We start from the raw sequence: 25,492 nt of genomic DNA on the forward strand, positions 1-25,492 counted from the left end.
GTTTTAATCGATTTATTTCATATTTCTTTCATCTCTTCTCAACGCGGGCCGAAGCCGTTGTGTCGAATCGAATAAAAAATATGGAAGATGCCTGATTCGAAGTTTCTTAACGATTCCTGGCGAAATGTAACACCAGAAGTCAAAACTTCTCAAAAGACACTGTCCTATGCAATTTTCAAAGAACCTAAATCGCTACGCTTTTTCTTTACGGCGTAGAAGTTCAGACAAGACGGCACGTCCATCAAAGCTAAAAATGCGCTTTGTAGGACCAATCGTTGCGAGACATATGTAGATACGAATCGTATTGAAGCTAAATATAGCTCCTTAAAGGAGGTGATCCAGCCGCAGGTTCCCCTACGGCTACCTTGTTACGACTTCACCCCAGTCACCATCCACTCCTTCGGCGGCTCCCTCCTCGAAAGGTTGGGTCACCGACTTCTGGAGCAAACGACTTCCATGGTGTGACGGGCGGTGTGTACAAGGCCCGGGAACGTATTCACCGTGGCATGCTGATCCACGATTACTAGCGATTCCAGCTTCATGCAGTCGAGTTGCAGACTGCAATCCGAACTGAGGCCGGTTTTTTGGGATTGGCACACTCTCGCGAGTTAGCAGCCCTTTGTACCGACCATTGTAGCACGTGTGTAGCCCTGGATATAAGGGCCATGAGGACTTGACGTCATCCCCACCTTCCTCCGAATTCACTCCGGCAGTCTCTCTAGAGTGCCCAGCATAACCTGATGGCAACTAAAGATAGGGGTTGCGCTCGTTGCCGGACTTAACCGAACATCTCACGACACGAGCTGACGACAGCCATGCAGCACCTGTCACCGCGCTCTCCGAAGAGCACTCCCTCTATTAAGAGGGATTCGCGGGATGTCAAATCCAGGTAAGGTTCTTCGCGTTGCTTCGAATTAAACCACATGCTCCACCGCTTGTGCGGGCCCCCGTCAATTCCTTTGAGTTTTAACCTTGCGGCCGTACTCCCCAGGCGGTTCACTTAATGCGTTAGCTTCGCCACTGAATCTCAATTGACCCAGCAACTAGTGAACATCGTTTACGGCGTGGACTACCAGGGTATCTAATCCTGTTTGCTCCCCACGCTTTCGCGCCTCAGCGTCAGTACCAATCCAGTCAGTCGCCTTCGCCACTGGTGTTCCTCGTGATATCTACGGATTTCACCCCTACACCACGAATTCCACTAACCTCTCTTGGACTCAAGCCATCCAGTTTCCAATGCACCTCCGAGGTTGAGCCTCGGGCTTTCACATCAGACTTAAATGGCCGCCTGCGCGCGCTTTACGCCCAATGATTCCGAACAACGCTTGCACCCTCCGTATTACCGCGGCTGCTGGCACGGAGTTAGCCGGTGCTTCCTTTGAAGGTACCGTCAAACCCAACAATGTGGGCGTTCTTCCCTTCTGACAGTGCTTTACGACCCGAAAGCCTTCTTCACACACGCGGCGTTGCTGCGTCAGGCTTTCGCCCATTGCGCAAGATTCCCCACTGCTGCCTCCCGCAGGAGTCTGGGCCGTGTCTCAGTCCCAGTGTGGCTGATCGTCCTCTCAGACCAGCTATCCATCACTGCCTTGGTGAGCCGTTACCTCACCAACTAGCTAATGGTCCGCGAGCCAATCTTGGAGTGCCCGAAGGCTTTGACCACTCCGACCGAAGTCGGTGGGGTCTTATGCGGTATTAGCCACCCTTTCGGATGGTTATCCCCCGCTCCAAGGCATGTTACTCACGTGTTACTCACCCATTCGCCACTTTACTCGGGGGCCGAAGCCCCGTTTCTCGTGCGACTTGCATGTGTTAAGCACGCCGCCAGCGTTCGTTCTGAGCCAGGATCAAACTCTCCAGTTTTGGAGATGAGCTCATCATTTTATATTAATCAATCACCCCACGACGGGTCGCAGGGTAACGTTAAAGCGATCACTTATGCGTTAACACGTCTTTTCGATTCAGCAGTTCCTAAGAACCAGTGAAACGAAAGAAGAAATGATGACATTCATATGTGAACTTTGTTTGATGAACCACGTACAGGTTTTTTATCGATTGATAACCGAGCACTTTTCATCCCCGAAAGGATAAAGCGATGTGAAATTCGGGGACCTGTCAAAAGCCCCACTTTCAAACACCTTGCACTCGAGTCGCACGCGCTTCGGGCATCTACGTCCGAGCTCCCTGGCGAGCGGTAAACCACTTCGGACCGAGGAGCGCGCGTCGCACGACAGAACAATTCGCCTGCACAACACATTCGCCAAACAAAGAGCACTTCTTCTTTTCAAGACGTGCCGTCTTGTCTGAACTTCTATTCCGTTTTCAAAGAGCGCTTTCCGAGTTTCGCTTTCTCGTTACCGAGAAGCTTTCTCATCAGCGAGCGGCGGAAGCTAGTTGCTTAACCTCAGCCTGTCAAGCGCCTTTTTGATTCTTTTTCGAAGCGCCGAACTTTCGTTCGAGCGCCTCTAGGCGACTTGGTTTCCGTTGACTCTCGTCAGCGGGAGGCGGGTTCTACATGCGAGCTACCAGCCTGTCAACAACCTTTTTGATTCTTTTTCGAAGCGTTTCAAAACCGTCTGAAGTGCTTCTGGTTGCTGCCCCATCGAGTCGAACTTCCTCGTCGACGGGAGGCGGAAACTAAGGGCTGTTGGGGCTTTGGTCAAGGAGTATTTTACCTTTTTGTGACCTTATATTTCGAATGTGCGTTTGGCGGGCGTTAAGGCGCGATTCTTGACTTTAGCAGCCGTCGAGTCGGACGATCGCGGGCGATCGGAGTCGATCTTCGACTAGATCCGGTCGGCCTGAATAAGAGGCTGTGCGTAAAGCCAATCTCCCATCGGCTTAAATACGGTGGCCTGGGCGTTCTCGGAGACGAAGAGGTCGGCGTGGGCGTACCAGTCGTTCCCGTCTCCGCCGACTTGTAGGATCTTTGTGGTGCACTTGCCCGCGATGTCGCACACGCTGCTCGCCGCGGCGACCGGCACAATGCCGTCGGCGTTGGCGACAATGCAGAGGATAGGCAGGTCGTTGAGCTGGGCGAGCGCCTCAGTGACGTTGAGCCCGTCGACGTGAAGATCGCGGTTCTTTACCCACCGGGCGATCTGGTAGTTCAGTCGGGAGCTGGGGTCCTCGACGGTTTGAACCATCGACTCGCTATCGTCCAGGTTGATTTGCTGGGCGTTCATGTAGATCGACAGAACCCTCGGGACGCGCTTGAGCACCGGGAGCATGACGCGGGCGGCCTGGCGGGTGCCGCGGGTGGGGATCAAACCGGTGAGGATAGGAAAGCGCACGGCCGCGCGCATCGCCGGGTGGATGTCATCCCAGCGCAGGGGCCCGCCGATCGCCGTCATCGACGCAATCTGATGGTCCCGAGGATTGTGGGCGAGGTATGCATAGAGAAGGCTTCCGCCGAGGCTGCAGCCGATCGCGTGGACTTCGGTCGCGCTCGTCTGGGAGTGGGCCAGCGCAAAGTCGCGCGCGCACGGGAAATCAACGAGGCTTAGCTCTCGAAATCCGTATTTGGGCGCGCGCGCAGCACGCGCCCCTCTGCGCCAGCTTAGCCGCCTCCTTTTAGATGCGTTTTTTTCTGGTCCCGGCTCGCCTATATATATGGACGCGCCCTGCCCACGAAGATTCGCGGCCCACACCTCGAACCCCTGCGCGCAGAGGTACTCAATCATCGACATGCCGGTGGGATGGAAGTTCAGGATAAACACGTTCATCGCGTACCCCGGGATCATGAGCACCGGTTTTCTGCGGGGGTCAAAATGGCGCGTATCGCGGTAGCAAATAACGTCTAGACACCAACCATCCGCTGTCTTTGGCCGAAAGCTCTTCTGTATGAACATGGAGATTGCCATCCCAATTTAACTGTGATTAACCCGTCGACGCGGGCGATGTATCGTTATCTTATAGCGGATCGGGGGCAAGTGCGCATTAATTGAAGCGCGCAAATTTGAGTATTTTCATATTCTACGCTATATGAATGCGCGTGTTCAGCGAATTTGTCCGTGGCGACGCCCGATTTTTTAATACTGGCGTATCGCGAGTTGAGGCGTAAACGGAACGCGAATCCAACATAATAATTATTGGGAGTAACTGATGTCGAAGTCGCTTAAGTATTTGAGCCCGAATGGGCGCCGTCGTATGCTCACCGGAGCGGTGAGCCTTGTTGCAGCCATGGCCATGAGCGCGAATGTCTCGGCGCAGGAGAATCCTGAGTTCGACGCGCAGACCTTCCGCCCGGCCGCCGGCCCCTACTCGATCTTTACGCAAGACACCTCGCCTGTGCTCAAGAACCTGGAAGCCACCGGCGCGGTGATCCTCGACTATAGCAGCCGCCCGCTGGTGCTTGAGCGCGCCGCCGGTGACGACGTCGCGCTGATCGACCAGCAGCTCGCGATGCATGTGGTCGCCGGCATCGGCCTCTTCGACTTTATGCAATTGGACCTGGGACTGCCGGTCTATTTCATCAATGAGAGCGCGGTCTCCAACACCGATATCCAGGGCGGCGTGGTCGGCGACCTGAGCCTGACCCCGAAATTCCAGATCCTCTCGCGCGAAACCATGCCGATCGGGCTGGGCGTGCGCGCCAATGTGACGCTCCCCACCGGTCGTGAAAGTGCGCTGGTGGGCGCCGGCACGCTGAGCGTCGCGCCAGCCGTTATCCTGGACACGCAGGTCGCGAACCTGGTGTTCACCACCAACCTGGGCGTGCGCATCCTCGAAGACCAGCCAGTGCGCAACCTGAACTCGGGCGACCGCTTCGAGTACGGGGTGGGCGCCGAGGCCTCGTTCCTCGACGATATGTTGAAGGTCGGCGGCGAGTTGTACGGCAGCGCGCAATTGGGCGAGTTCTTCGAGGACTCGCGTGAGAGCCCGCTGGAAGGTGTGCTCGGCGCCAAGGTCGTGACCGACTCCGGATTCTCGATCCTCGGCGGTGCCGGCGCGGGCATCATTCACGGCGTGGGCGCGCCGGAGTTCCGCGCGTTCCTGGGTCTTCGCTACGCCTATATTAAGAAGGAAGAGGAGATCGCCGTGGACACCGACGGTGACGGCGTTGTCGACGCGGTCGACGAGTGCCCCGAAGAGGTTGGCCCGGCCAGCAATAACGGCTGCCCGGTCGCCGACACCGACGGCGACGGCGTGCCGGATGACGTGGATGAGTGCCCCGAAGAGCCGGGCCCGGCCAGCAATAACGGCTGCCCGATCGGCGACGCTGACGGTGACGGCGTGCCGGACGACGCCGACGAGTGCCCCGAAGAAGCTGGCCCCGCCAGTAACAACGGCTGCCCGATCGGCGACGCTGACGCCGACGGCGTGCCGGACGACGCGGACGAGTGCCCCGAAGAAGCTGGCCCCGCCAGCAACAAGGGCTGCCCGATTGGCGACCGTGACGGCGACGGCGTCGCTGACGACGTGGACCAATGCCCCGACGTCGCAGGCTCGCCCACCGCGCAGGGCTGCCCGGACGCTGATCTCGACGGCATCCGCGACAGCGAAGACAAATGCCCCGAGCAACCGGGTCTGAAAGAAGACGACGGTTGCCCGCCCAAAGACGTCAAGGTTGTGCGTGAAGCCAAAGAGATCAAGATCCTCGAGATGGTCTACTTCGAGCTTGGCAAAGCGACGCTGAAGTCCGAGTCCTTCAACCTGCTCCAGCAGGTTGCCCTGGTGCTTCGTAGCAACCCGGACATCACCAAGGTCGAGATCGCCGGTCACACCGACAAGGTCGGCGCGGCCGATAAGAACCTGACGCTGTCCCAAGAGCGCGCCGATGCCGTTAAAACCTACCTCGTTGAAGAAGGTAAGATCGACGCGGGTCGACTCACGACCAAGGGCTACGGCGAGACCAAACCGCTGGTGACTGGCAGCAGCAAGAAAGAGCAGGCCAAAAACCGTCGTGTCGAGTTCCAGATCCTGGAACAGGACACCCCGGCTGAGTAATTCGACCGACTTATGATGCGCGCTTTAGGCGTGCATCATCCCCAGAAACGCCCGCGCCGCCGGGCTCTGGGTGCGGTCGTTGCGGTAGATCACCGCGAGCCTTCGCTGTATCGGTCCTTCAATACAGCGAAGGCCATCGCCCGGCCCACTCAGCGCGAATTGACTGACAAACGCGCAACCAATCCCCTGGGCCACCATCTGCTTAATCGACTCGATTGAGCGCAATTCCATCACAATATCGACGTCGACCCGCGCGCTGCTCATGGCGCGATCGAGCAGTCCGCGCACCGCGGAGCCGGCCTCGAAGAGGACCAGCGGCTCGGCGGCGAGCTCGCTCCAGGCGAACTCACGGCGCCCGTGCAGCGCGTGCCCCGGCGGCACGATCAGGCGCATCTCATCCTGCACCCACTCCTCGACCTCCAGATGCGTCGAGACGTCCGAGCCGGTCGAGCTCAGGTGGATCGGCAGCGTCACCACGCCGAGATCCAACTGCCCCTCGAGCACCTGCTCGATGACCACCTTGCTGGGCTGCTCGCGCACGAAAAACCGGATGCCCGGGTATTTGGCGTGAAAGCGCCCCAGGATCGACGGCAAAAGATAGGTGGTCGCGGTGGCGCCGCCGCCGATCGACAGCGACCCGCGCTGCATCCCCCGCAGTTGGTCGAGGGCGTTTCGCCCGTCTTCGAGGCGCGCCAGCGCCGCCTGGGCGTAACCGCGGAAGGTGCGCCCGGCGTCGCTCAACACCATGCCGGTCGAGGTGCGGTCGAAGAGGCGCTGGCCCAGGTCCTCCTCCAACTTGGCGATCTGGGCGCTGATTGCCGGCTGGGTGCGGTGAAGTTGGCGCGCCGCGCGGGTCATCTGCCCCTCGCGGGCGACCGCCAAGAAGGCGTGGAGTTGATTTATATCCATCGGTGTTTACCTATACCTGAGGCGCGATGCAGCCATAAGAAATATCTATAGCCAAAATAGAATCAATCAATTTTACTTATAGAGCCCGAGTGCCTAAAGTTCCAGCCAGTAAGATGATGGCATATTTGCAAATATTGATGCCGCACTCATTATTCTCTCGTTACAAGAGGAAGAACGCATGACACAGAATCAGAACCCGTGGAACGCAAAGATTACCGTAAAGTCCAAGAAGGGCGATTTCACGGCGTATAGCCTGAAGGCGCTTGAGGAAGCCGGTCTCGGAAAGATCGACACCCTCCCCTACTCCATCAAAGTTCTGCTGGAGTCGTGTCTGCGAAACCTCGACGGGCGCGTGGTCACCGAGGAGCACGTCAAGGCGCTGGCCGGCTACAACGCCAAAGACGTCGGCGAGCAAGAGGTCGCGTTCAACCCGGGCCGCGTTGTCCTGCAGGACTTCACCGGTGTTCCGGCCGTGGTCGACCTGGCCGCCTGCCGCAGCGCGATGGACCGCTGGGGCAAAGACACCAGCAAGGTCAACCCGTTGAGCCGCGCCGACCTGGTCATCGACCACTCGGTTCAGGTCGACGACTTCGGCAGCGTCAACTCCTTCCAGATCAACACCGACCGCGAGTTCGAGCGTAACCAGGAGCGCTATGAATTCCTGAAATGGGGCCAGCAAGCCTTCTCGAATTTCTCGGTTGTCCCGCCGGAGACCGGCATCGTCCACCAGGTCAACCTGGAGTATTTGGCCGGCTGCGTGCTCACCGAAGAGCGCGACGGCGAGCAGGTCGCGTACCCGGACTCGCTGGTGGGTACCGACTCGCACACCACGATGATCAACGGCCTGGGCGTGACCGGCTGGGGCGTGGGCGGCATCGAGGCGGAGGCCTGCATGCTCGGCCAGCCGATCTTCATGCTTATCCCGGAGGTCGTCGGCTTCCATATGACCGGCGAGCTCAAAGAGGGCACTACCGCGACTGACCTGGTGCTCACCGCCACCCAGATGCTTCGCAAGCACGGCGTGGTCGGCAAATTCGTCGAATTCCACGGACCCGGCCTTGCCAACCTGACCCTGGCAGACCGCGCGACGCTGGCGAATATGTCGCCGGAATACGGCGCCACGATGGGCTTCTTCCCCATCGACGAGAAGACGCTTGAGTACCTCGAGCTGACCGGCCGCGACGCCGACCAGATCGACCTGGTCGAGCAATATTGCAAAGCCAACGGTTTCTGGCGCAACGACGATTACCCGATCGAGTATAGCTCGACGCTGCACCTGGACCTGGGCACCGTCGAAGCCAGCATGGCGGGCCCGAAGAACCCGCACGAGCGCGTCGCTCTGAGCAAGATGAAGAGCACGTTCCGCGAGCATTGCCAGACGATCTTCAACAAGCCGGAGAAGACCACGGCCAAAGACGTCGAGTTCCGCGGCAACACCTTCGATTTGACCGACGGCGACGTGGTCATCGCGGCGATCACCTCCTGCACCAACACCTCCAACCCGGCGGTGATGGTCGCGGCTGGACTGGTCGCGCGCAAAGCGCGTGCCCTGGGCCTCAAGACCAAGCCCTGGGTCAAGACCTCGCTGGCCCCCGGCTCGCGCGTTGTTACCCAATACCTCGACGACGCCGGCCTGACCGAAGACCTCGAGGAGCTTGGCTTCTTCACCGTCGGTTACGGCTGCACGACCTGCATCGGTAACTCCGGTCCGTTGCCCCCGCCGATCGAGAAGGCGACCGTCGACAATAACCTGGTGGTGTGCTCGGTGCTCTCGGGTAACCGTAACTTCGAAGGCCGCATCAGCCCCTTCACCACGGGTAACTACCTGGCCTCGCCGCCCCTGGTCGTGGCCTATGCGATCGCCGGCACGACCGACTTCGACATGTATTCGGACTCGCTGGGCAAGGACAAAGACGGCAACGACGTCTTCCTTAAAGACATCTGGCCGAGCAACCTCGAGATTCGCGAGATGATCGACGCCTACGTCACGCGCGATGATTTCATCGCGAAATACGCCGAGGTCTACGAAGGCCCGGTCGAGTGGCAGGAGCTCGAAGCGCCCACCGGCAACGTGTACGATTGGAAGGCCGACTCCACCTATATCCAGGAGCCGCCGTTCTTCCGCGATATGAGTCTGGAAGTCCCCGCGATCAAGACGATCGAGGGCGCGCGCTGCCTGGTCAAAGTTGGCGACAACACCAGCACCGACCATATCAGCCCGGCCGGCGTGATCCCGACCGACAGCCCGACGGGCCGCTACCTGGTGAGCAACGGCGTGAGCCCGCGCGACTTCAACTCCTTTGGTTCGCGTCGCGGTAATGACCAGGTCATGACGCGCGGTACCTTCGGCAACGTGCGCCTGTCGAACCAGCTCGCTCCGGGCACCCGCGGTGGTTACACGACCTACTTCGGCCCGACCGAAGCCGCCGACAACCCGCCCGAGCTCAACTACGTGTCGAGCTACTCGCCCAAGCAGGGTGAGCAATGCTTCATCTATGACGCCGCGCTGCGTTATATGGAGCACCGCATCCCGACCGTGGTCCTGGGTGGACAAAACTACGGCATGGGCTCCAGCCGTGACTGGGCCGCCAAAGGCACCTTCCTGCTGGGCGTCAAGGCGACCATCGTGTCGAGCTACGAGCGTATTCACCGCTCCAACCTCATCGGCATGGGCGTGCTCCCGCTGCAATTCAAAAAGGGAGACACCCAGGAGTCGCTCGGGCTCACGGGTCACGAGGTCTACGACATCAAGATCGATGACAACCTCAACCCGATGGACGAGGTCTGGGTCAAGGCGACCGACCCGGACACCGGCAAGGTCACCGAATTCGTGACCGACTGCCGCATCGATACCCCGGCCGAGCTCGATTATTATCGAAACGGCGGCATCCTGCATATGGTCCTGCGTCGCATGGGCAACGAAGCCTAAGCAGGCGCCAAGACAGACGCCCGGCCCCGCTGGCGCCGGGCGTCTGCTTGAAATAAGCTGAGATATGGATTTTTTGTATAAACCCATATTTTGATGCCCAGGCGAAGGCCCCGACGGCGCGAATTTATTCGCCCGCGGGTCGGCGCCTGGGCTTTTTTTTGTGTGGACCGCTCACCATGACTCATAGCACTCAATCGGACCGACGCGCTCTATATGTGGACCTGGGAGTCGTGGCGGTTTTCGTGGCGATTGGCGTCTTCATACAATTGCATTTTGGGTTGGGTGATCTCGGGATCTATCACCCCGATGAGATCTACCAGACCCTCGAGCCGGCCCACGAGATGGTCTACGGCTTCGGGCTGCACGCCTGGGAGTGGGATATCGGCGCGCGAAACGCCCTGCTCCCGGCGATGCTCGCCGGGGTGCTGGGGCTGGGCCGGCTGTTCGGGTTGGAGCAGCCCGCCGCGTACCTTGGGCTGATGCACGGATTTGTGGCGAGCGTATTCTCGGCGAGCGCGTTCGCCGTGTATTTGCTGGCGCGCCATTTTAGGGCGTCGCGCCCGGCGGCGCTGGCGGGGGCGGCGCTATTTTTGTTCAACCCGGTGTCGCTCTACCTGGGGTATCGGGTGCTCAGCGAGGTGATCAGCACGCCCGTTGTGCTCTTCGGGGTGTTGTGGACGCTTCAGTTTGCGCCCGTTGACGCCGACGCCCACGGCGCTGCGCCCCAAAAAAGGCGCGCGCGCCTGCTCTTTATTTTAGGCGTCTCCCTGCTCGGCATCTCGGTGCTCTTTCGCCTGCAGAATGCGCTCTTTGTCGTGGCGCTGCTGCTGCCGTGGCGCTTCCAAAAAGGGGGGCGCGCGCGCTACGAGCTCGGCATGCAGGTCCTGGTGGTCTGGGCGCTGATCTTTGGCGCGATCGACTGGATAACCTGGGGGCTGCCGTTTGCGTCGGCCGGGGCGTATCTTCGCTTTAACCTGCTGATGGATGGGACCACGAGCTATTATGGCGCGGACTCGTTCTTCTATTATCCGTATTATTTTAGCGTCGCGATGGGTGTGGCCGGGGCGCTGCTTACGATCTTGCCGGTCTTTTCGGCCACGCGCGCGCGCGCGCTATTGGTGAGCGTCGGCGTCTTTTTACTGATTCACTCGATCTTCCCGCATAAGGAGCTGCGCTTTGTCGTCACCACCCTGCCGATCCTGGCGGCGCTGAGCGCGGTGGGGGCTCAGTGGCTTATCGACCGCGCGCCCGCGCCGCGCCGCCGCCTCGCCGCGGGTCTCGGGGCCGCCGCGCTCTTCGCCGCGGCCGGCTACGCTGCCACCCAGACCCCAAACCTGACCTTCGGACGGCTCGGCCAGACATCTGCCCTGCAGGTTACCCCCGACACGCCCGCTTACGGGCATTTCGCCCCGGTAAATCGACTGCTCCTGGTGGCGACGGAACGCACGGATATCTGTGGCCTGTCGCTGCCTGATCAATGGGCCATCGACGCCGGCGGGCACACCTATTTTCACCGCGATCTTCCGTTTTTCCACGCCGGCAATCCGCCTCCGGCGGCTGGCACCTATAATTTTGCGATCTCGCAGCGCCCGGCCCAACCGGGCTGGCGCGCGGTGCACACCCATGCGCCCTATACCCTCTATAAGACGGGCGACCACGCGTGCGCGCCCGCGCCTGAGTATCAGCCGGTCATCTATCAACCGGTCGAAGATGCGCCCACCCCGTAGCAATAAGGGCTGAAACTATGCTAGGAAGCGGGTCGAATTACTCCGCGGCGCTCGGGTGCGATTCCGGGCGCGCAACAACCTCATATTTGATGCTGGATAATGCAGATGAGCGAGCTCTTGACGCACCTCGATAACCTCCGTGAGACCCACCTTCCCCAGATCCGCAGCCTGCTCGACGCGGTCGTCGCCGAGGAGTCGCCGGAGGATTCGTCGCTGGCAAAAATGTGCACCTATCATATGGACACCGGCGGCAAGCGCCTGCGCGCGCTGCTGCCGCTGGCGGTGGGCGAGGCGCTGGGGGTGGAGCCCGAGAAGCTGGTTCCGTTCGGGGCGGCCTGCGAGATGCTGCACAACGCGACGCTGGTGCACGACGATCTGCAGGACGGCGACCGGGTGCGCCGCGGCAAGCCGACCATCTGGGTGGAATTTGGCGAGGCCCGGGCGATTAACCTGGGCGACGCGATGTTCTATTGGGCGCTGCTGATCTTGATGCGCATGGATTGCGATATCGAGCGGCGCGAGGCGCTGTCGAAGCGTCTGCTCAGCGAGTCCCTGCGGGTCATCGACGGGCAGGACCGCGAGTTTTTGCTCAAGGACCTGAAGACCCCGACGATTGAGGACTATTTCGCGATGGTCGAGGGCAAAACCAGCGGGCTTTTCGCGCTGCCGGTGGCCGGCGCAGCCGAGTTCTGCGGGGCCCCGGCCGAAGTGGTCAAGGCGCTGGAGGCCTCGGCCGGGCACCTGGGCGTGCTCTTCCAGATCCAGGACGACGTGCTGGATCTCTACGCCGACAAGGGCCGCGAGCATGTGGGCACCGATATCTGCGAGGGCAAGATCTCGGCGCTGGTGGTGCACTTTTTGGCCAACGCCGCGGCCGCCGAGCGCGACTGGCTGCGCGGGGTGCTCGAGGCCGAGCGCGACGCGGTCAGCCACGACGATATCGACCGGGCTGCCCGGGCGTTTCGCGAGGTGGGTTCGCTGCAATTCGCCCTCGATGAGATTGAGCGGCGCCGCGCGCTGGCCTGTGACGCGCCGATCTTCGCCGACTATCCCGACCTCAAGGCCCTGCTCAACGCCATGGCCGACATCTTCCTGGAGCCCATCTCGCCGCTGCTCGACGCGTCGGCTTGAGCCCGAAATTTTTGCGCCCATCCGCCCGCGGGTGGGCGCGCTTGCAAGCATCGGATAGTGGCGCTAGTAGCCTGAATGCCTTCATTTTTGTCCACTCCGCCCACGGAATGAATTATGGTCGACTCTAAAGATGACGCCCCGGGCAAGGGATGCCCCGCCGGCCACGGCGCGACCCCCGGGCTATATCCCAACGCGATGCTCAACTATGGCTCTTACCTCAAGGTCCCCGAACTGCTGGAGCTCCAACAGCTCGAGAGCGACCCGCCGGCCCACGACGAGCTGCTCTTTATCACGATCCACCAGGCCTATGAGCTGTGGTTTAAGCAGATCATCTTCGAGCTGGACTCGGTGGCCCGGTGCATGCGCGACGACGACCCCTACGAGGCGGTTCGCCTGCTGGAGCGGGTGCTGAAGATCGAGGAATTATTGGTCAGCCAGATTCATATTCTGGAGACCATGACGCCGCGCGATTTCTTGAGCTTTCGCTCCGCCCTGAGCCCGGCCAGCGGCTTCCAGTCGGTGCAATTTCGCGAGGTCGAGTTCCTCAGCGGCCTGCGCAGCGGCGGCGAGGTCATGAAGAATATGCAGATGCACGCCTCGGAGCGTGAGCGCCTGCAACGCCGGCTCAATGAGCCCAGCCTTCGCCATCTCTTCTACGAGATGCTCCAGCGCCAGGGCTACGACGTGGTCATCCCGCCCGAGGACAGCCCGGCCGACCTGGCCACGCGCCAGCAGATCTTCGCCGGTCTGATGGACGTCTACCAATACCCCGAGAAGCATTATCACACCTATAATCTGTGCGAGGCGCTGGTCTCCCACGACCAGAATATCCTGCTGTGGCGCTTCCACCACGTGCGCGTGGTCGAGCGCATCATCGGCACCAAGCGCGGCACCGGCGGGTCGTCGGGGGTGAATTATCTGTCGTCGACGCTGAGCAAGCGCATGTTCCCGCTCTTGTGGGAGATCCGCGGCGAGCTCAACGACGAGGCGCTCTACGGCACCCAGCGCGGGCATACGGAGTTCCCGACGCCGGAATAACCCAGCTCGATGGGTCGAAAACCACGTCGAACGTCCTTTTTTGGCAGCTCGATGGGTCCAGAGCCACGTTGAGCGTGATTTTTTGGCAGCTCGATGGGTCAAAAACACCATCTGACGTGATTTTTTGGAAGCTCGATGGGTCGAAAATGCCATCGGGTGTGACATTTTTACACGGTCGATGGCTCAAAAATGCCATCGACCGTGTTTTTTTGGCAGCTCGATGGGTCGAAAATGCCGCCGGGTGTGACATTTTTACACGGTCGATGGCTCAAAAATGCCATCGACCGTGATTTTGGCGGCGCGAGATCACTCGCGCCGCCTTTTTTTGGGCCTGGCTCACGGCGTCAATCCACCGTTACCTCGATGGTGGAGCTGCCGGTGTTGCCCCAGGCGTCGGTCACGCTGACCTCGACCTGGTAGGTGCCGGGCACGATCACCGCGCCCGGGGCCTCGGCCTCGAAGCGGGTGACCGGCACGTCGGCGCGCCCGTTTACGGCCTCAAGCGCGGTGGTCACGGTGATATCGCTGGCGTCAAAGGAGATGACCCCGCTGCCGCTGTCTGTGATGGTCACGCTGACGCCGCTGGGGTCGATGTCCTCGTCGGCCAAAAGCGGCGCGGATTGCCCGAGCGGGACCAGCGGGTGGCGCATGCGATAATTGCCGCTGACCTTGCCGCGATCGTCGCTCGTGGAATCGAAGCTAAGCTGGGTGCCCGGCGCGTAGCCCAGCACGCCGCGCACCACCGGCAGCGGGCTCTCGGCGTCGACCGTCACCGCGATGTCATCGACGGCCACGACCTCAAACGCCTCGCTCTGAACCTGGTAGGGCGTTCGCTCGCCGGCCGCGTTCATATAGTGGCCTTCGACCTCGAAGCGGTACGTGCCCAGCTCGAAATTCTGGATTTCCTCCCAATAGACCACCCACTCCCAATTATCACCATTGTTGCGCATGCGCGTGAGCATGGTCGCCTGGCGGTTGGTATAGGGGCGAAGGTTGAGGCTCGTGATCGGCTCGAACTCGGCGCCGACCTTCTTTTTGAGCGCGACCTTCGGGGCCTGGGGCATCTCGGCGCCGGGGTCACCGCCGACCCAGGCGAACTCGATGGGCGTCATGCGCGCGACCGTCGCCGGCGGCTGGGTCACGACCGTGCCGACCTGGGCGGCGTTGCTTGTGTCGACCGGGAACTTCGGCTGCTCGACCGGGCTGAATTGACTCGGAAAGATCGGGTTGAACGCGTACTCGACGTCGGCGCCGGCAAATGTCCCCACCGCCTCCATGGCGCGCTCGACCATAAAATCACCGAATTTCCAGCCCCACACGCTCAGGCCCGCCTCGTAGCCGCCTTGCAGCCAGCTAAAGGCGAAGTCGGGGTATTCGTCGGGGGCCTTGGGGGTCGAGATGCCCGGGTACACCGGCAATTCGCCGCGCAGGTTGGTCGGCGAGAGGTAGAATTGGTGGTCCTGCGCGTAGCCCATGACCCAGCCCTTGAGCGGGTCGACGCCGTAGCGGTCGCGGGCCTCGCGCGCCACCTGCCAGCCAAGCTCCATCGTGGACTCGCCGGGCAAGGTGATCATGGTGAGCTCGTCGAGCTGCAGCACGCTGATCTGCGAGCGCGCGAAGAGCGAGGCGGGGCGGTGATGATTCAGCAGATGAACCGGCAGGCAGCCTTCGGTGATCGGCGGGGTAAAATAGGTCGCCGGGTCGTCGTCTTCGGAGCTGCCCAGGCAATTGAGCGCGCCGTAATTATAGACATTATTGTGCGAGCCCTTGCCGATCGCGCCGATCTTCCACTCTTCGGGGCCGTAGCCGATGGTCTCGTAGGTGATGGGGAAGCGATGGGTGACGCCCTTGAGCGCGATGTCATCCTTCATGTCCATATCGCGAATCGCGGGCAGCGCGCGGATGGCCAGCTCGTGGCCGACCGCCTCGAAGCGCTCGGCGCTCTCGTGGCCCCAGTGGTCGCCGCGCGGCGACATCGAGCCGCCGTTCTCGTTGAGATAAAAGACCGGGACAAATTGCCCGTATTCCTGGGCGAGCGCGCGCTCGACGCCGAGTTCGATGCCGCCGGGGACGTCGTTGGTGAAGTAATTTTTGCTATGCACCGTGCCGTGGGAGCCGAAGCTGACCATCACCGCGCGCGGCGTGCCCTGGGCGTCGTCGATGCGAAAGAGCAGCATGCGGTTATCGTCAAAGGGAGGCGTGCCGCCCCAGCGGTCACTGGCGATGCGGTCGTCATTGTCAAAGCTCTCGACGATCTCCCAGCCAAATTTGGCCGGCGACAGGTCGTCGAGCGCGGCCTGCGCGCTCTCGACGGTGGTCTCGACCATCCAGCCGAAGACCTCCTGGGAGAATTCATCGGTGCCGAAGCTCCCCAGGCTGACCGCCGCGTCGCCGGGGAGATGCCAGAAGCGCGTCGGCCCCGAGTGTGTATGAGTGCCGGTGAGGACGAGGCTTTCGCGCCAATCCTTGCCGGTCAGCTCCTGCAATTTGCGCGACACGGCCTCGTGCAGGGCCATGGTCGGGAAGACGACCGGAAGGCGAATAAACATCAGTTGGCGCTCGCCGTTATCGAGCACGAAGGTGCGCGCGAACATGCCCTCCATGATGCCGTCGGTGGCGCTGAGCGACTCGACGTAGCGCCCGTGATTGGTCGCCATGCGCGAGCCGTAGCCGCCCTGGGACAGCCCGATCGGGAAGTTCATCAGCGTGTTGGATACGCCCGCCTTCAGCGGGGCGCGCGCGTCGCCGCCGGGGTGCTCGCCGGTGATATCGCCGTCGTAGGCGACGCAGCGGCCGTTGTCGGTGCAGAGCTCGTCGTCGGCGCAATCATCGTCGAGCAGGCAGACCGCGCGGCAATGCAGGGTGTCCGGGTCACAGCTCGCGCGGCGGGCCAGGTCGGGCGAAATCTCGGTGAAGGCCTCCAGACACGACTTCCACTTGTCGACCCCCTCGCAGGCCGGCGCCTCGACGCATACCGCGTCGACGCAGATCTCGGCGGGGCCGCAATCGCGCTGCAGCGCGCAGGCCGCCGGCCCGGTGTCGGCGTCCTCGCCGATATCACCCGCGTCCCCCTCGGGATCGACGTCGCTTGAGACGTCCTTGTCGGCGGAGTTATCGGCCTCGTCGGAGCAGGCGCTCAGCGAGGACACGCTGAGCAACGCGATACAGAGCGTGGGCCAAAGGTAGGTTTTGAGCAGATGCGATCGCATCAGAGAGGTCGGAAATTTCAGACGCTGCACAGGCACTCCGGGACTAAACAAATAAGTGGCGAATTAATTATATAAATTAAATCTTCGAATTGGTGTCGCTTCGCGCTCGAGTGTAGTGAGTCGACGCGCACGCGGCAACCGTGGCCGGGCGATACGCGCCGGCCCGCGTCAACCGTCGATCGCGCGGGCCGACCAGGGGATGCGGCTCTTAAGCTCAGCGGCGCGGCTGCGCGACAGCGGCGCGCCCAGATCCCGCTCGCGCGACACGATCAATCGGTAGGTCCCGGCGCCCCAGGGGGCGATGCTCTCGATGGCGTCCAGGCGCACGATATAGCTACGGTGGCAGCGGAAGAACGCGCGCGGGCTCAGGTTTTCTTCGAGAAATTTCAGGCTAAAATCGGTGATAAATCGCTCGGTGAGCGTCGCCGCGACCACCACGCCGCCGTCGGACTCAAAGTAGAGGATCTCATCGACCGGAAGGACCCGGTAGACGCCGTGATCTTCGACCGAGATGCGCTCCAAAATGGTCTCCTGGGCCGCGGGTTCGCTCGGCGCGGGTTGCAGCAGCGCCCGCGCGCGCTCCAGGGCTTTTTGCAGGCGCGCCAGGCGCACCGGCTTGAGCAGATAATCAATGGCGTCGACCCCGAAGGCGTCGACGGCGTAGTGGTCATAGGCGGTCACAAAGATCACGCCGGGCCGAGGTCTTCTGGTGCCGCGCTGGGCGCCCATTTTTTGCAGCGACTCGGCCAGGCGCATCCCGTCGATGCCGGGCATATTGATGTCCAAAAAGACCAGGTCGATCGCCGGGCCATCGCCCGCGTCGAGCACCTTAAGCGCCGCCTCGGCCGAGGCGGCGGTGCCCACCACGCGGGCCCCATCGCATTGCTCCAATAGCCAGCGAAGCTCTTCGCGCGCGGGTTCTTCGTCGTCGACGATCAACAGGTTCAGCGGGCGCGATGGGGTCGGATTCTCGGAAGTCATAGCACCACCTTTCGTAATTTCTCGCGCGCTTGCTCGCGCAATTTCGTGAGGGGTTGGTCTTTGAGTAAGTGGCGCGAGTCACGCGAGGCGGCCTCGGTGGGCACGGTGATCTCGGCGCAGGCGCCCAGGCTTTCGGCGTCGGAGGCGCCGCGGCGAGCGCGCAATTCCAGGCGAGCGCGGCCGCGATAGAATCGCTCCAAGCGCTCGCGCACATTCTGCAGACCCACGCCGCTTCGGCTGTCGCCGTGGCGCGCCTCCCTGGGGCGCTCGCTGGCCGGCGGCGGCCCCGGCCCGTCGTCGAGTACGCGAATCACGAGCGTGTCGGATTGGCTGCTGCGCTCGCGCAACAGCACCTCCAAGCGCACCTCGACCTTGCCCTCGCGGGCGCCGTGGCGGATCGCGTTTTCGACCAATGGCTGCAAGATCAAGGGCGGCACCAGGATCTGGTCGCGCAGCTCTTCGGCGCAGGCTACCTCGAAGCGCAGCCCCTCGCCGAAGCGGGCGCGCTCGAGATCGACATAGCGCTCGAGCTGCTCGATCTCGGCGCCCAGCGAGGTCTGCTCATTGGGATGGGCCAGCGTGTAGCGCAGGAATTCGGACAAATCGAGGGTCAACTCGCGCGCCCGCACCGGGTCGGTGCGAATCAAATACGCCAATGTATTCAGCAGGTTAAACAAAAAGTGCGGGCGCACCTGGTATTGCAGCGCCTCGAGGCGCGCCGAGCGCACCAGGTCGCGGGATGCCTGGGCGTCGCGTCGCGCCAGATCCAGCTCGCGCACCACGCTCAACAGCCCCATCACCACCGTCACGCCGATGGCGTTGGCGGCGATCTTGGCCAGATGTAATTCGAGATTTCCGGCGATCGACAGCGCCTGCTCGAGGTTGAGCACCGCCATAAAGATCCCCAGCAACCCATGATGAAGCGCCTGGATCACCACCGATCCGACGGCGACCGACACCACGCCGGTGCCGAATTTTCGCGCCCATAAACCGGCGAGCAACCCGTCGAGCAGGCTGGCCGAGAAGACATAAAAGGCGATCGTGCCCTGCACATTAAAGGCGTAGACGAACCCGGCCACCGCCCCCACGACCGCCCCGACCGGGCTGCCGCCCAGGTAGCCGGCGACCAGGATGCCGATCGCGCGCAGATTAAACGCTGTCCCGCCGATATCGAAGCTTAAAAAGACGCCCCAGACCGCCAGAGCGCTGAGCACCGCGACCAGAAAAATCCGCCGGCGCACCGACGCCCGCGCCCCCGCCTCGCCCAGCCAAACCTCGGCCGGGCGCAGCAAGAGCAGCACCAGCGTCGCGGCCAGCAGGACGCTGACCTTCTGCAAGAGGTTGACGATGAGTTCAACAAATTCCACCGAAGCACCCGACGAGAGTGGGGAGGAGCGCGCGAATAAGATCCGGCTCATTTGTACGCCCCGGCGCCGGCGGCTGCAACAACGGCCCGGCCAAGAAAAAGCGGAGGCAGCGCCGAAGCGCTGCCTCCTTATTCGGTCCGCCACGAGAGCCGGTATTGAAAAAGGTTGTTGAAACCCTGGTTATACCAGGTGGTGGACAGTAAATAATGCGGTCAGACGTCCTTTCGGTCTCCTTACGGAAACATAAGGCGTGCCTTTTCCACACCAGGGACCGTCCCCTTATAGTTGCTTACGGGGTTTCCTTGTTCGCCTAAATCGCACAAGAACCGCAGCAAAACCGAACCACCCAAATCTTAAATGCACAGCGAAATGGATGCAAGGAGTTTTTGCCCGCTCGCCCGTCCAGCCGGCTCAGACGGGGATCTCAGCTTGGCGCGGCAAGATGACGTGAAAACGCGTGCCTTCGCCGAGCTTTGAGCTCACCTCAATGCGGCCCTGGAGCATCTCGCAAAAACGTTCACTGATCGCCAAGCCCAGGCCGGTGCCGCCAAACTTCTGGGCGATCGAGGCATCGGCCTGATTATAGGCGCCAAAGACATGCGCCATCTCGGCCTCACTCATGCCCATGCCGTTATCGTAGACCTCAAAATAAAAGGCATCGCTGGCCGCGTCATAGCGGCTACGCAGCCCAATCTCGCCATTTTGGGTGAATTTCGAGGCGTTGCTCAGCAGGTTGAGCAGGATCTGGCGCACCTTGGTCTGGTCGGATCGCATCGGCGGCAGCGCTCCCTCGACCGCGTTGACCAGGGTGTTGCCTTCTTTGTCGGCCAGCGGCTTGGCGGTCGTTGCGATATCGGAGAGCATCGCCCCCACGTCAAACTCACTCAGGGAGATCTCGATCTTTCCGGCCTCGATCTTCGACAGGTCGAGCACGTGGGTGATCAGGGCGAGCAGGTGGCGCCCGGAGGTGTGGATGCGCTCGAGATCGTCGATATAGCGGGATTCACCGTGGTCTTTCATCTGCTCGAGCAGGAACTCCGAATACCCGATCACCGCGTTGAGCGGGGTGCGCAACTCATGGTTCATATTCGCCAGAAAATGCGACTTCGCCCGGTTCGCCTGGCGCGCCCTCTCGCTGGCCTCTTTGAGCTCGGCGTTGAGGGTCTTCAGCGCGCGCTCGTCTTCTTTTCGCTGAGTGATGTCGCGGCAAAGCGCCAGGCAGACCTTCTTGCCGTCATTCATAAAGGCGCCCACCCGGGTCTCGACCGGGTAGGTCGAGCCATCTTTTCGCTGGTGGGTGCCCTCGACGGTAAAGACCTCGTCGACCGACATATTTTCCCAAAACGCGCCGGGATCCAGATCGCGCTCAAAATCAGCGACGCTCAGCGTGCGAAACTCCTCGGGGCTATAGCCGAGCATATCGCAGGCGGCCTGATTAAAATCGAGGATCTTGCCGCGCGTATCGTGGATCACGAACCCGTCGACCGCGTGGGCGATGATATTATCAAACCCAGGGTCCAAGATGAGCGCGCCCTGCTCGCTGAGGGTGTGAAGGGAGCGATCCAGCTCGGCCAAAAAGTGCTGCCATGCAGCGCCAGACTCGGGTGGATGCTCTGCCGATAACCCCTGAGATTCCAAGCGGGATCGCAGGATTCGGTGCAAACTATTTGCATCCATGGAGGACCTTAGGTCGAAGTGCCCAGCGGGCGGACAATCATCAAGAGCCGCGTCAATAATTCATCGGTGTTTCGCCGGGATTGGGGTCCCAGGGCGTGCCGTTTCTCAGGCGCTGTCGCTCGCGCTTTGCGCGCTCGCCGTGCGGACTAAAGACGCGCTCGCCAAAATTATCGCCGCTCAACTCGAGCTTCTTGCGGCGCACGCCGGGGACCTGGGCGCCGAAGCTCACGGCGCTTAACACCGACATATTGGCGGCGGTGATGGTGCGCCCGACCGTCGCGGTCGCCAGGGAATCACAGATCGCCTCGCGCGGGGTCGCCCCCATTTTGCGCCGCTCCTGATACATTCCGGTGCACATATCCGCCCAACTCGCCTGGCTATACATCCCGGCCCAGGGCGGCGTGGAGGGGCCACAGCCCTTCGACTCCACAAGCGGGACGAACGCCGCGGCGACGAGGCCGCGGGTCGGCAGGTTATAGTGGATGTCACAGCCAACAGCGACCACCCAATCCTGGGCGTTATATTGCAGATTTCCGAAGCGCTCCTCGCCGCGCAGGGCGAGCTCCTCGGCGTTGGGCACGGCGACCTCGGCCTCCCAGCGCTGGTAGCGGCGGCCGAGCATCTCGGAGGCCAGCGGGACCTCCGGGAAAGCGGAGCCAACCAGCGCGCGATAGTCAAAGGACGCGGGGATAAGCGGCACTCGCCCCGGGTCATCGAGCAACCCGACGAAGGCCTCATGGCCGCCCAGTTGCGACACGCAGCACTCCCGGACCTCGGCGGAGTCGGCCCCCAGGGCGCAGGACATCATGCGGTAGGTTGGGTCGACCCGGGCGAGGTCGAGCGCCCGCCGGGTGTTGAGCGCGGTCTGGCAGGTGTTGTCGCTGCCGCGGATCAGGTCGTTCATCCACCGGTGGCCAAGGGTCGAGGCGACCAATACATAATTGGGCACCATCTCGTCTGCCCCGCTGACCAGGCTCATATCCGGCCAATTCGGGGTTTGGGGCTCCGCGAAGTTCATATCATTCGGGTCTTTGGCGGCCTCGGCCTCCGGGGGAGCGCCCTGCTGATTCGCCTCGGCCGAGCGGCTCAAACACTCGAAAGAAGCGTAGGGGCGTTGATATAGAACCTCGGTGATATGGGCATAATATGTCGAATCCTGCGCGCTGAGCAGTGAATAACAGGCTTCGGCCGCGATCTCGTCGCTCGGGTCCGTGATCGCCACGACGGCGCGGTCCTCGCGCCCCCCCTCCAGCGAATGAAAGACGAACTCGCGCACGACATCGAGATTCCACATGCTCACCAGCACGGTGACCCCGATCAAAAAGACGACCTGCCAGAAGGCGACGGCGGGAAACATCTTCTCGAGCAAGCCGCTGGTCTCGAATTCACCGCTTTCGGGGCGAGGGAGATTTAATTTATCCCACAGCGATTCGAAATTCACGAGGACTCCTTGCTGGAGGTGCGGCGCGGGTTGGGCGCCGACGGGAGTTTCGTCTGGCGGGTCTTCTCGCTAAATACGATCTCTTCCTCGAGCACGATTTCATCTTCGAGGAGGAAGTCACCGAGGTCGATTTCGTCCTGCGTAATCTCGTCGAGGTTGAGCTGATCACGCTTCATCTCTTTGAGTGTCAGGTCATTTTGTTTCACTGCGTCGCGGGCGAGGTCGTCGCGCTTCAACTCTTTGAGCGTCAGGTCGCCGCGCGTCACCCGACTCAGGTTCACGGGACGATCGACGTGGGTCAGCTCATCGAGCATCGGGGGCGAGGCTTTGGGGCGCGAAGGCGGCTGCTTCTTCGCGTTCAACGGGGCAGAAGACGCGGGTTGCTCCGGTGCCTCCGGGCCCGGCGTCGCCGATCGCCCGTGCTCGGCGCGGGTCAACACGCTCTCGGCGAAGGCCGGAATCGGCAAGTCGACCCCCGTCACGTCGGCTTCGGTCTCGGGGCGAAGCCCCTTGGTGACGTCGTCGCCCTCCAAAATATCCAGGCCAAAGAGCCCCGGCTTTTTCTCGGGCTCGACGCTCTGATGCGCGCCGGACTCGCTGCGATTGACCACCGCCGCGACGGCCGCCGAGAGGCGCGGCGACTTCTCCTGCTGCTGTTTGAGTTTGAGCGCCTTTTCGCGCTCAAGGGTGGTCAAGGCGCTCTCGGCGAAGGCCGGGATCGGCACGTCAATGCCGGTCACGTCGTCTTCGGTCTCGGGGCGCAAATCGTCGTATTCATAGACCGTCACGCCGAAGAGCCCCGGTCGCCCCGCGACCTTCGGGCCGCGGGGTGCGTCACTGCCAAGCGCAGGGGTCGGCGCGGTGTCTTCGGCGACGATGCCAAAAACAGTGTCCAGGTTATCATCGACAAACTCGCCCTCTGCCGAGGGGAGCTCGAGCTTGGCGGCGGCCTCGGCCCGTTGCCTTTCGCGCTCCTCGGCCAGCGAGCGCCCGCGCATTTGCGGCAGGGCGTAGACCACCGTCCCGGCGATCCCGTCGCCGCCGTGGCGCTTCATCTGCTCGGCCGACTCCGCCGCGGTAGGCTCGGGCTCGGGCCAGTTGATCTCATAGAAGGTGATCGCGAAGCGGTACGCAAAAAAGAGCGCGAGCATCCCCAACATCCACAGCACCGGCACATAGGGGGCCGCCCAAGCCTCCACGGTATAGACGAGCACCACAGCCGAGCCGATGATCAGCCAGCTCCACTCAATCGCGACCAGTTTTTTGCGGTGTTTTGTGGCCATTATTTCTCAGCTAAGCATACTTTTAAAAAGTCAGCGGACGAACTCGCCGTCTGCCCCCTGGGCGAGGTGCCCGGGGCGCGATTCCCGCAGAGAATACGCGCCAGACGCGTTGGCGGCAACCAACCTACAAATATCACTCAGATTCCGCAGACTCTTCGTCCGGGGGAAGGACAATCAAAGAGCGCTCATAATTTGTGGGCGGAGTGCATCGCTCGGGTTGCGTTTTATATAATACAAATGGCGGATTTCTCCCAACCTCGACCCACCCGGCGCCGGGCGGCTGCGAGGAGATCGCATAATTATAATTGCCCGCGGCTTCGGGAAGATTCTCGGTGTGAAAGAACAGAACGTCGCGGTGAAAATAAGAGTATCCGCCTGTTTCGACGGCGCGAATCTCGCGCAGATAGAGCCCGCATATATCCTCCCGGGCGCCCGCCTCGCTCAACAGGCGATTGAGCCCGCCGAGGTGGTCGAAGAGCGAATCTTCGACGCTGGTATGAACCATCTCAATGCCGCCGACATCCTTTATTTTCAGCGTTGGGACACGGCCGATGCCGGCGCCGACCAGGCCGAAGACGAGGACGCTCGCCCCGATATTTATCGCCGGTTGCAGGTGGGCCGCCCGGACGCGATCGATGCTCACGCGGATCCCGACCGCGCTGAGGACCGCCAGGATGGGCACGGTGCTGATGACGAAGCGCAACTCCTTATGGGGAAAGAATGAGTGCGCCAAGAGGTAGAGGAACGCGCAGATAAACAGGGGTCGCGCCCGAGAGATCGCCAGCAAAGGCAGCGCGAGCAACAGCGCGCCCACCCCGCCCATCGAAGATAAGAAGAGATGGACATAGTGGAAAAACGGATTGCTCCCCAAAAAGACGGTCGAACCGTTGAGCACCAGGTTGAAGTGCAGATAGGCCCCCGCCGACGCAAACGGCAGCCCCCAGGTGATCCAGTCGATCAACCCGTACACCAACGCCCAGAAGACCAGCGTGCCCAGGCCGAGGGTATAGCGCGCGTGTTGCGCGGCCTGAAAGCGCCAGGGGAGCACCAACGCGAGCGCAAAGAGCGCGTTTTGCAGCCGAAAGAGCACCGCGATGCCCACCAAAGACACGCCCAGCACAAACCACAGGCGGTCGCATTTGCCCGCCGCCGCCTCACGCCCGATCGCCGCGGCGCCGGGGGGCACCGACCCCAGCGCCCACATCAAGCCGAAGAGCACAAAGGGGGTGCTGATGACCTCGCTGAGCGTGCGGTACCCGACCGCGATCATCGCCGGGTTGAAGAGAAAAAGCGCCGCCGCCGCGAAGGCCAATAGACGCGTCGCGCTAAATTGGCGGGCCAGATAATAGACGGGGTAGGCGCTGGCGCAGAAGATCGTCGCCACGAACCCGCGCACGATCATCATATAGGATTCGGGCTGCTCAAACCCCAGCAGGCGCGCCGCGCCCAGCACCCCGGCGAGCATGCCGGGCAGGGCCCAATTGCGCGCGCCGAACTCCCACTCCCAGGCCTCGAGCCCGTAGCCGTAGACCAGCTTATGAGCCGGCTCGAGCACCTGATAGATCGCGTCCGGGTGGAAGATGCTGTCGTCGCTAAGCCCCCAATGAAGCCGCAAAAAGATGCCCGCCACGGCCATCAGCGTGAGGACTCCAAAGTCAATCAACCGCGCATTTGGCGAGTCGTTCGAGTGCAACATCGTGGGCTCGGTGGCGTGGGCAAAAAACGGCGCGTCACTGGGGGTCGAGGATACGAGCACAGCCGTGAGGCGGCAACCTTTATTATGCTAAGTGGGCCCTCGCCCGAATCTATTTTGCATGTGCATGTGCTGGCGCTGACCCGTGTGTTTTCGCC

The 25,492-nt window shown here is 61.8% G+C and carries 14 protein-coding genes and 1 rRNA gene; 5 read left to right on the forward strand and 10 right to left on the reverse strand.

What is annotated here, in order from left to right; all coding sequences use genetic code 11:
• Positions 1-326: 326 nt before the first annotated feature.
• Together DN745_RS15575 and DN745_RS15580 are read right to left on the reverse strand one after the other, a co-directional pair.
• Positions 327-1,863, reverse strand: a 16S ribosomal RNA gene (locus DN745_RS15575).
• A gap of 923 nt (positions 1,864-2,786) precedes the next feature.
• Entirely contained in the window at positions 2,787-3,863 is a 1,077-nt protein-coding gene (locus DN745_RS15580; protein ID WP_111336233.1) for an alpha/beta hydrolase, read from the reverse strand.
• Positions 3,864-4,104: 241 nt separating this feature from the next.
• Here DN745_RS15580 and DN745_RS15585 point away from each other — a divergent pair, with 241 nt between their 5' ends.
• Complete coding sequence (locus DN745_RS15585; RefSeq protein ID WP_111336235.1) at positions 4,105-5,949, forward strand: OmpA family protein; 1,845 nt, start codon at positions 4,105-4,107, stop codon at positions 5,947-5,949.
• A gap of 24 nt (positions 5,950-5,973) precedes the next feature.
• On the opposite strand, the gene DN745_RS15590 is transcribed toward DN745_RS15585, so the two are convergent.
• The gene (locus DN745_RS15590) at positions 5,974-6,858 is read right to left on the reverse strand and encodes a LysR family transcriptional regulator (protein ID WP_111336236.1); all 885 of its coding nucleotides are present in this window, start codon (positions 6,856-6,858) and stop codon (positions 5,974-5,976) included.
• Between the two features lie 178 nt (positions 6,859-7,036).
• Here DN745_RS15590 and acnA point away from each other — a divergent pair, with 178 nt between their 5' ends.
• The 4 genes from acnA to DN745_RS15610 all read left to right on the forward strand — a co-directional run bounded on the left by acnA (position 7,037) and on the right by DN745_RS15610 (position 13,683).
• Complete coding sequence (acnA, locus tag DN745_RS15595) at positions 7,037-9,787, forward strand: aconitate hydratase AcnA (RefSeq protein WP_111336238.1); 2,751 nt, start codon at positions 7,037-7,039, stop codon at positions 9,785-9,787.
• Between the two features lie 176 nt (positions 9,788-9,963).
• Positions 9,964-11,514, forward strand: coding sequence for a glycosyltransferase family protein (locus tag DN745_RS15600; protein WP_111336239.1), 1,551 nt, complete (start codon positions 9,964-9,966; stop codon positions 11,512-11,514).
• A gap of 105 nt (positions 11,515-11,619) precedes the next feature.
• Positions 11,620-12,645 carry a polyprenyl synthetase family protein gene (locus DN745_RS15605; protein ID WP_162687716.1) on the forward strand — a complete coding sequence of 342 codons (1,026 nt, stop codon included), beginning with the start codon at positions 11,620-11,622 and terminating at the stop codon, positions 12,643-12,645.
• A gap of 114 nt (positions 12,646-12,759) precedes the next feature.
• Positions 12,760-13,683 carry a tryptophan 2,3-dioxygenase gene (locus DN745_RS15610; protein ID WP_166642407.1) on the forward strand — a complete coding sequence of 308 codons (924 nt, stop codon included), beginning with the start codon at positions 12,760-12,762 and terminating at the stop codon, positions 13,681-13,683.
• 344 nt (positions 13,684-14,027) lie between these two features.
• Here the strand turns inward: DN745_RS15610 and DN745_RS15615 are convergent, their stop codons facing one another.
• From DN745_RS15615 to DN745_RS15645, 7 genes are all read right to left on the reverse strand, one after another.
• Positions 14,028-16,922, reverse strand: a complete 2,895-nt coding sequence (locus tag DN745_RS15615) for a neutral/alkaline non-lysosomal ceramidase N-terminal domain-containing protein (protein ID WP_111336242.1) — start codon at positions 16,920-16,922, stop codon at positions 14,028-14,030.
• Between the two features lie 138 nt (positions 16,923-17,060).
• Positions 17,061-17,873 (reverse strand): LytR/AlgR family response regulator transcription factor, encoded by an 813-nt coding sequence (locus tag DN745_RS15620; protein ID WP_111336244.1) that lies wholly within the window; start codon positions 17,871-17,873, stop codon positions 17,061-17,063.
• The gene (locus DN745_RS15625) at positions 17,870-19,291 is read right to left on the reverse strand and encodes a sensor histidine kinase (RefSeq protein ID WP_111336245.1); all 1,422 of its coding nucleotides are present in this window, start codon (positions 19,289-19,291) and stop codon (positions 17,870-17,872) included. Before DN745_RS15625 ends, DN745_RS15620 begins: the two co-directional genes overlap by 4 nt.
• Before the next feature lie 360 nt (positions 19,292-19,651).
• Positions 19,652-20,815, reverse strand: a complete 1,164-nt coding sequence (locus DN745_RS15630) for a PAS domain-containing sensor histidine kinase (protein WP_162687717.1) — start codon at positions 20,813-20,815, stop codon at positions 19,652-19,654.
• Positions 20,816-20,969: 154 nt separating this feature from the next.
• Positions 20,970-22,358 (reverse strand): hypothetical protein, encoded by a 1,389-nt coding sequence (locus DN745_RS15635; RefSeq protein ID WP_111336248.1) that lies wholly within the window; start codon positions 22,356-22,358, stop codon positions 20,970-20,972.
• Entirely contained in the window at positions 22,355-23,641 is a 1,287-nt protein-coding gene (locus DN745_RS15640) for a hypothetical protein (RefSeq protein ID WP_111336250.1), read from the reverse strand. The genes DN745_RS15635 and DN745_RS15640 overlap by 4 nt, the downstream gene beginning before the upstream one ends.
• Positions 23,642-23,774: 133 nt before the next feature.
• Positions 23,775-25,337, reverse strand: a complete 1,563-nt coding sequence (locus tag DN745_RS15645) for a glycosyltransferase family protein (RefSeq protein ID WP_111336251.1) — start codon at positions 25,335-25,337, stop codon at positions 23,775-23,777.
• Positions 25,338-25,492 lie beyond the last annotated feature (155 nt).

It is taken from the genome of Bradymonas sediminis, assembly GCF_003258315.1.
Classification (GTDB): Bacteria; Myxococcota_A; Bradymonadia; order Bradymonadales; family Bradymonadaceae; genus Bradymonas; species Bradymonas sediminis.

Bases quoted from the DNA above. Each gene is read 5' to 3' on its own strand.
- DN745_RS15585 (WP_111336235.1), top strand. From the start codon at position 4,105: ATGTCGAAGTCGCTTAAGTATTTGAGCCCGAATGGGCGCCGTCGTATG.
- DN745_RS15580 (WP_111336233.1), bottom strand. From the start codon at position 3,863: ATGGCAATCTCCATGTTCATACAGAAGAGCTTTCGGCCAAAGACAGCG.
- DN745_RS15620 (WP_111336244.1), bottom strand. From the start codon at position 17,873: ATGACTTCCGAGAATCCGACCCCATCGCGCCCGCTGAACCTGTTGATC.
- DN745_RS15590 (WP_111336236.1), bottom strand. From the start codon at position 6,858: ATGGATATAAATCAACTCCACGCCTTCTTGGCGGTCGCCCGCGAGGGG.
- DN745_RS15610 (WP_166642407.1), top strand. From the start codon at position 12,760: ATGGTCGACTCTAAAGATGACGCCCCGGGCAAGGGATGCCCCGCCGGC.
- DN745_RS15605 (WP_162687716.1), top strand. From the start codon at position 11,620: ATGAGCGAGCTCTTGACGCACCTCGATAACCTCCGTGAGACCCACCTT.
- DN745_RS15640 (WP_111336250.1), bottom strand. From the start codon at position 23,641: ATGGCCACAAAACACCGCAAAAAACTGGTCGCGATTGAGTGGAGCTGG.
- acnA (WP_111336238.1), top strand. From the start codon at position 7,037: ATGACACAGAATCAGAACCCGTGGAACGCAAAGATTACCGTAAAGTCC.
- DN745_RS15645 (WP_111336251.1), bottom strand. From the start codon at position 25,337: ATGTTGCACTCGAACGACTCGCCAAATGCGCGGTTGATTGACTTTGGA.
- DN745_RS15600 (WP_111336239.1), top strand. From the start codon at position 9,964: ATGACTCATAGCACTCAATCGGACCGACGCGCTCTATATGTGGACCTG.
- DN745_RS15625 (WP_111336245.1), bottom strand. From the start codon at position 19,291: ATGAGCCGGATCTTATTCGCGCGCTCCTCCCCACTCTCGTCGGGTGCT.